Source organism: Mesorhizobium sp. WSM4832 (assembly GCF_055811115.1).
This window is the reverse complement of the sequence record NZ_JBVVQH010000006.1, coordinates 190,023-202,771: the sequence shown is the minus strand read 5'-3', so window position 1 is coordinate 202,771 and position 12,749 is coordinate 190,023. Positions and strand designations below refer to the sequence as shown.

Sequence of the window (12,749 nt, the reverse complement as noted above, 5' to 3'; positions counted from 1 at the left end):
TTTCACAGAAGCGCGAACCGCTCTAAGTTTGTTCTTGCGCAATTCCGGACGGAAAGCCGCGACGCAGGTTTCCTGGAATTGTCCTGAAGTTTTTTGCCGGCTGTCGTGGCCGGCAGGCTTGAGCAACGGAGCGTCAGCGCCAGATAAGGGGCAGGCTGGCGGTCCGTCGCCGATCTGAGACGGGTTGCCGGTGCGAGAGGAGATTGCGGGTTGATGCGTTTGCCGGCGTTGGTTTGGGAGGGTTGCGGTGCGCGTCGGTAACGCACTCTACCGGCTTGCCAAGGATCTGCCGTCGGCGATCCCGGTGTTCCCGCTCGCCGGAGCGCTGCTTCTGCCAGGCGGCCGCATGCCGCTCAATGTTTTCGAGCCGCGCTACCTGCAGATGATCGACCAGGCAATGGCGGGCTCGCGGCTGATCGGCATGATCCAGCCCAGCCTCGACGGCGCATTGCGCGACGACGGCGAGCCGGAGCTGTGCAGCGTCGGCTGCGCCGGGCGCATCATCTCGCTCGCCGAGACAGGCGACGGGCGCTATCTGATCTCGCTGCAGGGCGTTTGCCGGTTTCGTATAACGCAGGAGCTCACGGCCAAAGCGCCGTTCCGGCACTGCCGGATCGCGCCGTTTCTCGCCGACCTCGAGGAAGACCCGGCCGGCGCCGAGGTCGACCGGCCGGCGCTGCTCAAGGCTTTTCGCTCCTATCTGCAGGCCAATGACCTCGAGGCCGACTGGGAAAGCGTCAGCCGCGCCGAAAACGGCATGCTGGTCAACGCGCTGTCGATGATGGCGCCCTACGGACCGGCCGAAAAGCAGGCGCTGCTGGAAGCGCCGGACCTGAAGACGCGCGCCGAAACGCTGATCGCCATCACCGAAATGACGCTGGCGCGCGAGGATGACGAGTTTGGGTCAAGCCTGCAGTAAGTGTATCGATATTCAGGTGAGGCCGACCTGACCTGAATATCAACACACTTAGGGCCGGGCGATTGGACGATGGAAAAGTGCCATGGCAGCGGATGGACGTGACGGGCGCAAGGCCGAGGTTGACCCGAAGCTTCTGGAATTGCTGGCCTGCCCGCTGACCAAGGGGCCGCTGACCTGGGACCCGGAGCGCGGCGAGCTGATCTCGCGGGTGGCCAAGCTCGCCTATCCGGTGCGCGACGGCATCCCGATCATGCTGCCTTCGGAAGCGCGTACGATCTCGCCCGAAGACGTGCTGCCGCCGCAGCCGCCGCGGCTCGGCGGGCCTTCGTGAGCGGCCTTCAAAGGGTGCGGTGACGAAGAAGTTGGCGATCCTTCGCGCCCCCCTCTAGCCTGCCGGCCATCTCCCCCTCTAGGGGGGAGATTGGCAGCTTGGGCGCCGCGCTCATCTTGCAATGTCGGAGATTGGCGAAAGCCGGCGTGACATCTGATCTCCCCCCTAGAGGGGGAGATGGCCGGCAGGCCAGAGGGGGGCGCTGTCCCGCCGACATCGAAGTTTCTGCATGGCGACGTATCGCTCCTACTGAAAATTCCGCCCCCTCGGCATGACCTGTTGTGCTGCGCCCGACAGGGCCTCGATGTCGCGACGGACCGGCAGGCTTCGGTTCGCCTCGGCAGATCGGTTCGCATCGCCATCCGGCTGATGCTCGATGACCGGTGGGCTGGCGGACTCAAGCAGCACGCTCAGCCAGGGAGTCAAATCCTCGATCCGGTCGGCGACGATGTGGATGACGTCCGATTCATGCTGCAGCTTGCCGGTGACGCGGATGAAGCGGGCGCCCATGACGATGGAGCGGAAGCGGTCGAAGACCCGCGGCCAGATGATGACGTTGGCGATCGACTTTTCGTCCTCCAGGGTGAGGAAGATCGCATTGCCCTTGCCTGGACGCTGGCGCACCAGCACGAGGCCGGCGACGGAGACGCGGCGGCCGTCGCGCACCGACGGCAGGCGGGCATTGGGGGTGATGCCGGCGCGGTCGAGCCGCTCGCGCAGGAAGGCGACGGGATGCTCTTTCAGCGACAGGCCGAGCGAGCGGTAGTCATGCACGACATGCTCGCCGAGCGGCATCTTCGGCAGTTTCGTCTCCGGCTCCAGCTCGCGCAGGCCACCCAATGACGGCCGGTCGAACAGCGGCAGCTTTTCGGCGGCGCTCTTGCCGTCCAGCGCGCGCACTTCCCAGAGCGCTGAGCGGCGGTCGAGGCCGATCGAGCGGAAGGCGTCGGCCTCAGCCAGTCTTTCGATCTCGCCGACATTGAGGCCCGACCGCAGCCAGACATCCCGGACCGACCGATAGCCGTCGCCGCGCCGGGCGACGACGGCATCCATGCGCTCCTCGGACAGGCCCTTGATCTGGCGGAAGCCGAGCCGCACGGCATGCGCCGTTTCGATGACGCCGCGCATCGAGGCGTGGCGCTCGAGGATGCGGGACGGATCGAAGGCCGACTTTTCCAGCGTGCAGTCCCAGACGGAGTGGTTGATATCGACCTCGCGCAGCTCGACGCCATGGTCGCGCGCGTCGCGCACGAGCTGCGCCGGCTGGTAGAAGCCCATCGGTTGCGCGTTCAGGATGGCGGCGCAAAAGACGTCGGGATAGAAGGCCTTGAACCAGCAGGAGGCGTAGACCAGCAGCGCGAAGGAGGCGGCGTGGCTTTCGGGAAAGCCATATTCGCCAAAACCCTCGATCTGCTTGAAGCAGCGCTCGGCGAACTCTCTGGGATAGCCCTTCTTGACCATCCCCTCGACCATTCGCGTCTCATAGTTTCCGATCGTGCCGGTGCGCTTGAAGGTCGCCATGGCGCGGCGCAACTCGTCGGCCTCGCCAGGCTTGAAGCCGCCGGCGACGATGGCGATCTTCATTGCCTGCTCCTGGAACAAGGGCACGCCAAGCGTCTTGCCGAGAATCTCTTCCAACTCGGGCTTGGGATATTCGGCCTTTTCCTTACCCTGCCGCCGACGCAGGTAGGGATGCACCATGTCGCCCTGGATCGGACCCGGACGCACGATCGCCACCTCGATGACGAGATCATAGAAATTCTTCGGCTTGAGACGCGGCAGCATCGACATCTGCGCGCGCGACTCGATCTGGAAGACGCCGAGCGTGTCGGCTCGCTGGATCATGGCGTAAACGCGACGGTCCTCTTCCGGGAGGCTGGCGAGCACGTAAGGTCGTCCAAACGGATCCCGCGCCCGCGGATAATGATCGGTGAGCAAGGTGAAGGCTCGCTTCAGGCAGGTCAGCATGCCGAGCGCCAGCACATCCACCTTGAGGATCTTCACCGCGTCGAGATCGTCCTTGTCCCATTCGACCATCTTGCGTTCTTCCATCGCCGTCTTGACGATGGGCACGACTTCGTCGAGCCGGTCGCGGGTGATGACGAAGCCGCCGACATGCTGGGAAAGGTGGCGGGGGAAGCCCATGATCTCGTTGGCGCGCTCCAGCACCTGCCGCGACAGCGGATCGGTGCGGTCGAGGCCGCCGGCATTGGCTTCCCTGTCGCCGAGCTCGGAGGTCGACCAGCCCCAGATGGTGCTCGACAGCGCGCTGCGCACGTCCTCTGACAGGCCCATGGCCTTGGCCACCTCGCGCAGCGCCGAGCGGCCGCGATAGCTGATCACGGCGGCGGCCAAAGCGGTGCGCTTGGCGCTGTATTTCTCATAAATATAGGCGATGACCTCGTCGCGCCGCTCATGCTCGAAATCGACGTCGATGTCGGGCGGCTCGTTGCGTTCCTCCGAGATGAAGCGCTCGAACAAAGTGTCGATCCGGTCGGGGCCAATCTCGGTGATGCCGATACAGAAGCAGATGACCGAATTGGCGGCTGAACCGCGGCCCTGGCAAAGGATGCCCTTGCTGCGCGCGAATTTGACGATGTCGTGGACGGTCAGGAAATAGCGGGCATAGTTCAGGCGCTCGATCAAGGCGAGTTCGCTGCCGATCCGCTGCGTGACGTGGTCGGGAATACCGGCCGGATAGCGCACGGCCGCGCCTTCGCGCGCCAGGCGTTCGAGCTCGGCCTGCGGGCCGAGGCCGGATTCGGTCGGCTCGTCCGGATAATTGTATTCGAGGTCGCTGAGCGCGAAGGTGAGCTCGTCGGCGAAGCGCAGCGTCTCCGCCAGCGCCTCCGGATGTCGGCGAAAAAGGCGCGCCATCTCCAGCGGCGGCTTCAGATGGCGCTCGGCATTGGCCGTCAGCTCCAGCCCGACCTCGGAGACCGGCGTGTTGAGGCGGATCGCGGTGAGCACGTCCTGCAGCGGGCGGCGGTCGGCGGCATGGTAGAGCACGTCGTTGGTCGCCATCAGCGGGACGCGCGCGTGCTCGGCCATCGCCGCCGCCTGCTCGATGCGGAAACGGTCGTTGCCGGCATAATCCGGCGCCACGGCCAGCCGGATTGCCGAGCCGAAACGATCCTTAAGCCGGCTAATGAGCGACAGGCCGTCATCGGCGCCGCCTGACAGATCGGGCAGCACCGCCAGCGACATCCGATCGCCCCATTCTAGCAGGTCGCTCAACTCGAGCAGCGTCGCGCCCTTCTCGTTCTCGTCGCGCAGATTGGCTTGCGTCAGCATGCGGCAGAGATGTCCCCAACCCTGGCGGTCGCGGGGATAGGCGAGGATGTCCGGCGTGCCGTCGCCGAACACCAGGCGGCAGCCGGGGTGATAGGCAAGTTTTTCCACCCTGGCCTGCTGCCAGGCGCGCACGACGCCGGCCACGCTGTTGCGGTCGGCTAGCCCGATCGAGGCGAAGCCGTAGAATTTCGCCGTGACCACCAGTTCCTCGGGCTTGGAGGCGCCGCGCAGGAAGGAGAAGTTCGACCGGATGCCGAACTCGGCATAGGGGATGACGGTCAGCGCGTTCATGCGAACACCCCATGCATGAACCAGCGCGGCGGCGCGGCTTTCGAGGCGGTGCTGTAGAGACCCTGGCGGTAGAGCCAGTAGCGGCGGCCCTCGCTGTCCTCGATGCGGTAATAGTCGCGGGTCGGCGCCTCCTCCTCGCCGGGCGGTTGCCGCCACCATTCGGCGGCGATGCGCTCCGGTCCCTCGGCGCGGGCGACGCGGTAAAGCGCGCGCCGCCAGCGGAAATTCATCGGCGGGCCTTCGGGGATCTCGGTCGCCGGCACCTCGATCGGCTCGGGCGAGCGGAACAGCCGCACCGGCCGCTCCGGCGGGTAGATGGTCATCGGCTGCACCGTCCGATCGGTCGCCGGCGCGCGCCTTTGCGGGGCTTCCGCGAAAGGCACGCTTTTGACGGCGCGTTCCGGCAGATGGCTTTCGACGACGACCGGCTTCAGCACGGCGGCCTCGCCAAGGCGGGCGCGGACACGATCGGCAAAGAGCGCGATGTCGGCGTCATCATCCTCCGTCTCGCCGGTCAGGTCGCCCTGCAGCATATCGAAGGCGGCGACCGACAGCACGGACAGCCGCACAAGGTCGAAACCGAAGCCGGCATCGATGTTTTGCTCCAATGCGGTGAGCCGCTCGTGGAACAGTTTCTGGATCAGCCGCGGCTCGCGCATCGGGCGCGATGTGCCGACGGCGATGCGGCTGACGGCGCCGTCGACGCGGAAGAGAAGCAGCGCCAGCGTCCTTGCGCCTTCGCCGCGGCGTTCGAGGTCGGTCTTCAAGGCGACGGCAAGCCGGGTGACCAGCCGCTCGATATCGTCGGTGAGCATGACCGGCTCGGCAAGGTGGCGCTCGACCGAGAGCGGCGCCACGGGAAGGCGCGGCGACACGGCCTCGTCGAGGCGGCCGAGCGCCTGGTCGAGGCGCAAAAGCAAGGTGGCGCCGAAGCGGCGGGCGAGCGGCGCGCGCGGCGCGGCCATCACCGCGCCGGCGGTGCGCAGGCCGACGCTCTCCAGGCTGGCGCGGGTCTCCGGCGCGATGCGCAGCGCCGACAATGGCAACGGCGCCAGAAGCGCCTCCTCCTCGCCGCCGGCAATTATGCGGTCGCCATGGAAGCGCGCCGCCGCCCAGGCGGCGCCCGGCGTCGAGGCGAGGCCGGCGCGGACATCGAAGCCCTGCTGGAAGAAGCGGGTGAGGATCTCGTCCTGCATGGCACGCTCGCCGCCGAACAGATGCGCGCAGCCGGTGATGTCGAGGAACAGCCCGTCCTCGGCGTCGATCGCCACCAGCGGCGTGTAGCGGTCGCACCAGTCGGCGAGGCCTTCGAGCAGGCGGCGGTCGGCTTCCGCGTCGGCCTCCACCACGTCGATCGAGGGATGCATGGCGCGGGCATCGGCAATGCCCATGCCGCGCTTCAATTTGAGCGCCTCAGCCCGCTCGTCGAGAGCCGCGATGCGCTGGGCGTTGTTGTCGCGATGGCTGATCACAAGTGGTGGGTGGGGTGGCGGCAGGTGCTGCGAGGGCCGGGAACGCCAGGACCGCCCCAGACGCTGGCGCAGGATCCGCTCCGCGGCCAGATGCGGGAACCACAGCGACAGGTACCTCTGTTCTTTCTGCAAAAGCGTGCTCATTTGGGTTCCACTCCAGTGTGAATTGTCCGGGCAGGGCCGTGCGGCTCTTGCCGATATCGACGGTGAAGGCAGGGCGGCCGATCGAGCCGGCGAGCGGGCCGGCAACCGTTTCGCGGCTTGCCGCGGGTGCCGCCGAAACGATGAGGCGCAGGGGCGCGGCGGTGGGATCGGCCGCGCCGGCCTGGCGCAGCAACAGCACCGGACGGCCGGCATTCCGGGCGCGGGCGTGCAGGCGGCGCGTGGCGGTGAGGTCGAGCCGCTGCGGGCTGCCGCGGATTTCGAGGATGACGGCGGCGAAGGCCGTCATGCGGGCGGCCTCCTCGGCGATCCATAGCGCGTCGAGCAGCTTCGGCGCCTCGGAAAACAGCAATTGCTCGGGCTCGATGCCGAACAGGGCGTGAAGGCCCCTGGCATAGGGAAGGCCGGCCTCATGAAAAATTTCCGCCGTCCCGACCCAGAGGATCGGCAGGCCCCGCTTCTCCTTGAGGATCAGGCTTACGAGCGACAGCGCGAAACCGGCGACTGCGCCGGCATCGCGGGTCTCCAGGCCATGGATTTCGCTGAGCGCCGCCTTGGGCAGGCCACCGCCAAGTGCTGCGTCGAGGCGTTCGATGCCGGTGTGCAGGAAGGCATCCGCCGAGGCCACGGCGAGACCGCGCCGGACAATCGTGATGTCCGGCGCCATACCCGGTCCGGCAGCACCGCTTTGCACTTTTCCTGGAATTGCTCCAGGCGCGCCGCGCGCCGGCGCTTCCAGGCGCTCGGGCAGCGTTCCCTCGATCTTCGCGATCTGGCGGCGCAGGGCAAAAACAGTATCCCGCGCCACGGCATTCATCGCCATGACGTTCACTTCCGGCAGCAATTGTTCCTGTTATGTTCCTATAGATTCCAGAGGCGCCCGGAAGAGTCAAGCAGAGTCACAAGGAATTTATTCCTTCGGCTTTTTACCCTGAGAGCGGACGGCCAGCCGGTTCGTTTGCCTCGATCGGCGCGAAAGCCTATATGCCGGATCAAAGGACACTTCATGGCTCGTATCTACAAGACACGCACCTGGCACGACCAACTCTCGCCGTCGATCGACGAGATAGAGCTTCTGGCGCTGGAGACCTATGCCCATCTGCCGGACGAGTTCCGCAAGCTCACCGGCGAGATCATCATCCAGATCGCCGATTTCCCGACCGACGAGATCATGGACGACCTGTCGCTGGAGACGCCCTTCGACCTGCTCGGCCTGTTCGAGGGGCGCGGCATCGCCGAGCGCTGGAACCCGCAGACCGGCGAAGGCCCCAACCGCATCACGCTCTACCGCCGCGCCATACTCGACTATTGGGCCGAGAATGAAGAAACGATGGGCGACATCGTCACCCATGTGCTGATCCACGAGATCGGCCACCATTTCGGCCTGTCGGACGACGACATGGAGCGGATCGAGGAAGCCGCCGAGCAAGCGGCGGCGGGGTGAGAGTGCCTAAGCCATCATAGGCGGACGCCAAGCCCACCCCCCTCTGGCCTGCCGGCCATCTCCCCCTCAAGGAGGGAGATTGGCAGCTCCTTTCGACGGTGCTCTTCCTCCAACGCTGGTGATTGGCGAAATCAAAGACGACGTCTAATCTCCCCCCTTGAGGGGGAGATGCCCGGTAGGGCAGAGGGGGGTGCCTGGCGCAGACCTTGCGTCTCGGCGACCCAGCTTTACCAATCGCTCAGCTTGGTGTCCGGCGTGTATTCCTGGCCTTCGACGTCCTTCACCACGGCCTGGCCGCAGCGCATCGACTTGGTCGTCTTGTCATAGCCGTAGGTCGGCGAGCCGAACAGGTGCCAGCCCTTGTTCAGCGCCGCCGTCACCTTGTGGCAGAAGGTGGCGTCGTCCGGACCGGACAGAAAGCGGTAGAGTTTCATTCTTCGTCCCTGATCGTGATTGTCGCTGTCCATGCATGTCGTTTTCCCAAAACCGCTGCGCACTTTTGGGCGACATGCATTAGCCCCGGCGCATCATGCGCCGATGATCGCGGCCTTCGCCAGAAGTTTCTCCGCCTCGGCCAGATGCAGCCGCTCGACCATGCGGCCATCCAGCGCAGTCACGCCCTTGCCGGCATTCTCGGGCCGCGCGAACGCATCCCTGATCGCGCGGGCTGCGGCCAGCCTCTCGGGCGACGGCGAAAAGGCGTGGTTCGCAGGCCCGATCTGGGCGGGGTGGATCACCGACTTGCCGTCAAAGCCCATGGCCGCCCCTTCGGCGCATTCGCGGGCAAAGCCGTCAAGGTCGCGAAAATCATTGGCGACGCCGTCGATGACGTCGAGGCCGCCGGCGCGGGCGGCAAGCACCAGCTGCATCAGCCAGGGCATCAGATAGCGCCGGTCGGGCGTTGCCAGAATGCCGGTCGCCTTCACCAGATCATTCGTTCCGGCTACGAAACAAGCCAGGCGCGAAGCAGGATCGCGGCCGAGTTCGGCGATGGCGCCGATGTTGAGCAGCGCCTTAGGCGTCTCGACCATCGCCCATAGTTTCACGCTGTCCGGCGCGAAATTGTCGTCGAGCAGGTCGCCGGCCTCGAGGATGTCGCGCGGCGTGCCGATCTTGGGCAGGAGAATGCCGTCAGGCCCGGCCTTGGCCACGGCCAGCAGGTCGTCGCTACCCCATTCGCTGGCTAAAGGGTTGATGCGCACCACCATCTCGCAGCGCCGTTCGGGGCCGGCAAGGATGCCGGCAATCTTGCCGCGCGCCGCCGTCTTGTCGGCCGGCAGGACGGCGTCCTCGAGATCGATGATGACGGCGTCGCAGGCAAGCGAGGCGATCTTGGCGAGCGCCTTGTCGTTGGAGGCGGGAATGTAAAGCACCGAGCGGCGCGGGCGGTAGGTGTCGATGGCCATGGCCGATCTATGCCGGGTGGAGACGGATGAGGCAAGGCGCGGAGTAATCGTCCCCTCGAGGGGCCTCGCAAGGCCGGCGGGGCAGAGGGGCGCTGCCCGCCAGTCTATCCTTCGTCATTCTAGGGCGGAGCAAGGAGCGAAGCGACGCGCGCAGACCCTAGAATCCATGCCGTGACGCTCAAGCGCCGCGACGGTGCAGAACGCTCACCAGCCAATTCCGCGAAACAGCTCGAACCATTCTGGATTGGTCTTCTCGATCAACTCGACCTTCCATTGGCGCGGCCAGCGCTTCAACGACGTCTCACGCTGAATAGCATCAGTGATGTCGAAATACTCCTCGTACCAGACCAGTCGCTGCACACCGTAACGGCTGGCGAAGCTGGAGCCTTGGCTGGTCTTGTGCTCGGGGATCCGACGAGCAAGGTCATTGGTGACACCGATATAGATTGTGCCGCCTTTCTGGCTGGCGGTCATGTAGACGTAGCCGGTCATGGATCGATCTTAGCTAGCACTATCGCCAACGGCTATTCTGGGCCGTTGCATTCTACGGCCATTGTCACGGCATGGATTCTAGGGTCTGCGCGCGTCGCTTCGCTCCTTGCTCCGCCCTAGAATGACGAGGGATACGTAGCGGCTTCACGCGCAAGGACACTTCTTCTGACCGCTTCGCGGCCATCTCCATCTTAAGGGGAGAGGACGCCGGCGCCCTGCACGAAAACTGCAAACCCTTGCTGAAAAGCTCCGGGATTCCGCCCTGACCTTTCCGCGCCGGCCGGCGAGAAAGCCGGCATGCGAACAGATCACACATCCCGCTGGTCCCTGCCGCGGCGGCTCCGCAACGAAGGCTGGTGGCTCGTCGAGTCGCGTATGGCGCGTCCCGCAGCTAGCATCCTGCCCTTCGTCCCGAGATCGCGGCAGGTGGTCCAGATCGCCGGACCGACGACGATCCGGCCGTGACGCTCTCCGCAATCTTGCCGCGCTCACGACAAGCGCGCCGTGCTTGCTCAAGCGGCTTATCGTTTCACGAAAGTGCAGAACCACTCTACCTCTTTGTTTTGACGCAATTTCGGACTGAAACCGTTTCACACTTTTCCTCGAATTGCTCTAATCCTGCCGTCACCCAATCTTCCGCACCGGGCCGCTGATTCCATGCCGCACAACATCCTGGTCGCCGACGACGATCCGCATATCCGCGAGATCATCTGCTTCGCCCTGGAAAAGGCCGGCATGAGGACGGCTGCCGTCGCCGATGGCGCCGCGGCGCTCCAGGCGGTCGAACGCCGCGCGCCCGACCTCATCGTGCTCGACATCGGCATGCCGGAGATGGACGGGCTGGAGGTCTGCCGCCGGCTGCGGCAAAAATCCGACGTGCCGGTGCTGTTCCTGTCCGCGCGGGATGAAGAAATTGACCGTATCCTCGGGCTGGAGATGGGCGGCGACGACTATGTGACCAAGCCGTTCAGCCCGCGCGAGCTGGTCGCCCGCGTCAACGTCATCCTGCGGCGCGCGCGGCCGGCGGCGGTGGAGCCGGAAGCCGACGACCGGGCGTTCGCGCATGGCAAGCTGATGCTTGTTCCGGCCAGCCATGAAGCGCGTTTCGACGGCAAGCCGCTCACCTTGACGGCGATCGAGTTCGCCATCCTGAAAGGCTTTCTCGCCCGCCCGCTTCATGTGCTTGGCCGCGACGCGGTGATGGCCAATGCCTATGCCTCGAACATCCATGTCTCGGAACGCACCGTCGACAGCCACATCCGCAACGTGCGGGCCAAGCTGGCCGCCGTCGGCTGCGCCGACGTGATCGCGACGGTGCATGGCGTCGGCTTCCGGCTCGGCCGATGCGGTGGTTGAGCAAGGAAAGGTGGCGACCCAGGCTCGCCACCGTCGTCATCGCCATCCTGATCGTGGTCATGGCGCTGCCGCTGGTCGGGCTGTTCTTCTTCCGGCTCTATGAGAACCAGCTGATCCGCCAGACCGAGGGCGAGCTCATCGCGCAAGGCGCAGTGGTCGCGGCCGTCTATGCCCAGGAGGTGCGAGCCGCCGGCATTCCCCAGGACAGGCTGGGTTCGCCGATCTCGGCCGATCCGGCAAGGGACAACTATCCCTATGAGCCGATCGAGCCACGCCTCGACCTTGCCTCCGATGATGTCATGCCGACGCGGCCGGCCGCCCTTCCGGCCACGGCAGATCCCGCCTTCGCGGCAATAGGCGCGCGGCTCGACGGCATTCTGGACGAGACGCAGAAAACCACCCTTGCCGGCTTTCGCCTGCTCGATCCGCATGGCGTGGTGATTGCCGGCGGCGGCGAGGTCGGTCGGTCGCTCGGCCAAGTCGAGGAGGTGCGGCAAGCACTTGCCGGCGCCTATGCCAGCGAGCTCAGATTGCGCATCCCCGACCAGCCGACGCCGCCGCTTTATTCGGTGAGCCGCGGCACCAAGGTGCGCGTCTTCGTCGCCCTGCCGGTCGAGGTCGACGGCCGGGTCGCGGGCGTCGTCTATCTGTCCAGAACGCCCAGCAACATCGTCAAGCATCTCTATGGCGAGCGCGGCAAGGTGACCCTGGCGGCGATCGCCATCCTCGGCGGCACGCTGTTGATCGCGCTGGTGTTCATCCGCACCGTCAGCCGGCCGATCTATGCGCTGATCGACCGCACAAAACGCATCGCCGCCGGCGACCGCGAGGCGATCAGGCCGCTCGACCACCACGGCACGCGCGAAATGGCGGCGCTGTCGGCCGCCTTCCTCGACATGGCGCAAAAACTGCAGGCGCGCTCCGACAGCATCCAGACCTTCGCCACCCATGTCTCGCATGAATTGAAATCGCCGCTGACGGCGATCCAGGGCGCGGCCGAGCTGCTTCGCGATTCCGGCGGCGCGATGGACGAGGCCGAACGCCGGCGCTTCTCCAACAACATCGTCACCGACGCCGGGCGGCTCAATCTCCTGGTGCGCCGGCTGCTCGACCTGGCGCGCGCCGAAAACCTGGCGCCGAGCGGTGAAAACACGACACTCGACGCGGCGCTGGCGCTGCTGCCGGTCGACACAAGATTGGAGGCTCGGATCGAGGACGGCGGCGAAATCAGGCTTGGCATCTCGGCTGAGAATCTCGGCATCGTGCTCGCCAATCTCATCGACAATTCGGCACGGCACGGCGCTCGACAGGTGGCGATCGATGCTTCAGCCGCTGGCGAGCGTGTGTCGGTCCATGTCGGCGACGATGGCGACGGCATCTCGGCCGCCAACCGCGCCAAGATATTCGAGCCGTTCTTCACCACGCGGCGCGAGACCGGCGGCACCGGCATGGGGCTCGGCATCGTGCTGGCCCTCCTGAAAGCGCATGATGGCACGATCAGGCTGGTTGACTCCGGACGCGGCACGCGCTTCGAGATCGATTTGCCGGTTGCGTGAAGACGCGGGCGGATTGATCGGAGAAA

At 65.8% G+C, this 12,749-nt stretch carries 11 protein-coding genes; 5 read left to right on the top strand and 6 right to left on the bottom strand.

Annotated elements, in window-relative coordinates; all coding sequences use genetic code 11:
* Window positions 1-247 precede the first annotated feature (247 nt).
* Complete coding sequence (locus AC0L2L_RS11175; protein ID WP_027169662.1) at window positions 248-919, top strand: LON peptidase substrate-binding domain-containing protein; 672 nt, start codon at window positions 248-250, stop codon at window positions 917-919.
* Window positions 920-1,001: 82 nt separating this feature from the next.
* A complete protein-coding gene (locus AC0L2L_RS11170) occupies window positions 1,002-1,250 on the top strand; it encodes a Trm112 family protein (protein ID WP_473578293.1) in 249 nt (82 codons plus the stop codon).
* A gap of 246 nt (window positions 1,251-1,496) precedes the next feature.
* On the opposite strand, the gene AC0L2L_RS11165 is transcribed toward AC0L2L_RS11170, so the two are convergent.
* Genes AC0L2L_RS11165 through AC0L2L_RS11155 form a run of 3 tightly spaced genes read right to left on the bottom strand, consistent with a single transcriptional unit; the run spans window position 1,497 to window position 7,292 of the window.
* Window positions 1,497-4,835 (bottom strand): error-prone DNA polymerase, encoded by a 3,339-nt coding sequence (locus AC0L2L_RS11165; RefSeq protein ID WP_473578291.1) that lies wholly within the window; start codon window positions 4,833-4,835, stop codon window positions 1,497-1,499.
* Window positions 4,832-6,307 (bottom strand): DUF6504 family protein, encoded by a 1,476-nt coding sequence (locus AC0L2L_RS11160; RefSeq protein ID WP_473578289.1) that lies wholly within the window; start codon window positions 6,305-6,307, stop codon window positions 4,832-4,834. The genes AC0L2L_RS11165 and AC0L2L_RS11160 overlap by 4 nt, the downstream gene beginning before the upstream one ends.
* Window positions 6,249-7,292 carry an ImuA family protein gene (locus AC0L2L_RS11155; RefSeq protein ID WP_473578287.1) on the bottom strand — a complete coding sequence of 348 codons (1,044 nt, stop codon included), beginning with the start codon at window positions 7,290-7,292 and terminating at the stop codon, window positions 6,249-6,251. Before AC0L2L_RS11155 ends, AC0L2L_RS11160 begins: the two co-directional genes overlap by 59 nt.
* 183 nt (window positions 7,293-7,475) lie before the next feature.
* On the opposite strand from AC0L2L_RS11155, the gene AC0L2L_RS11150 reads away from it, so the two are divergent.
* On the top strand, window positions 7,476-7,913 hold the full coding sequence (locus tag AC0L2L_RS11150) for a metallopeptidase family protein (RefSeq protein ID WP_473578285.1): 438 nt from the start codon (window positions 7,476-7,478) through the stop codon (window positions 7,911-7,913).
* Window positions 7,914-8,140: 227 nt separating this feature from the next.
* On the opposite strand, the gene AC0L2L_RS11145 is transcribed toward AC0L2L_RS11150, so the two are convergent.
* The 3 genes from AC0L2L_RS11145 to AC0L2L_RS11135 all read right to left on the bottom strand — a co-directional run bounded on the left by AC0L2L_RS11145 (window position 8,141) and on the right by AC0L2L_RS11135 (window position 9,811).
* The gene (locus AC0L2L_RS11145) at window positions 8,141-8,347 is read right to left on the bottom strand and encodes a DUF1737 domain-containing protein (RefSeq protein WP_473578469.1); all 207 of its coding nucleotides are present in this window, start codon (window positions 8,345-8,347) and stop codon (window positions 8,141-8,143) included.
* Window positions 8,348-8,440: 93 nt separating this feature from the next.
* Window positions 8,441-9,319 carry an HpcH/HpaI aldolase/citrate lyase family protein gene (locus AC0L2L_RS11140; protein ID WP_473578284.1) on the bottom strand — a complete coding sequence of 293 codons (879 nt, stop codon included), beginning with the start codon at window positions 9,317-9,319 and terminating at the stop codon, window positions 8,441-8,443.
* 204 nt (window positions 9,320-9,523) lie between these two features.
* Window positions 9,524-9,811, bottom strand: coding sequence for a GIY-YIG nuclease family protein (locus AC0L2L_RS11135; protein ID WP_473578282.1), 288 nt, complete (start codon window positions 9,809-9,811; stop codon window positions 9,524-9,526).
* A gap of 657 nt (window positions 9,812-10,468) precedes the next feature.
* Here AC0L2L_RS11135 and AC0L2L_RS11130 point away from each other — a divergent pair.
* Both AC0L2L_RS11130 and AC0L2L_RS11125 read left to right on the top strand, forming a co-directional pair.
* Window positions 10,469-11,167: a response regulator gene (locus AC0L2L_RS11130; RefSeq protein WP_473578281.1), complete on the top strand. Its 699-nt coding sequence runs from the start codon at window positions 10,469-10,471 to the stop codon at window positions 11,165-11,167.
* 59 nt (window positions 11,168-11,226) lie between these two features.
* Window positions 11,227-12,723 (top strand): sensor histidine kinase, encoded by a 1,497-nt coding sequence (locus AC0L2L_RS11125; RefSeq protein WP_473578467.1) that lies wholly within the window; start codon window positions 11,227-11,229, stop codon window positions 12,721-12,723.
* The last annotated feature ends 26 nt before the right edge of the window (window positions 12,724-12,749 follow it).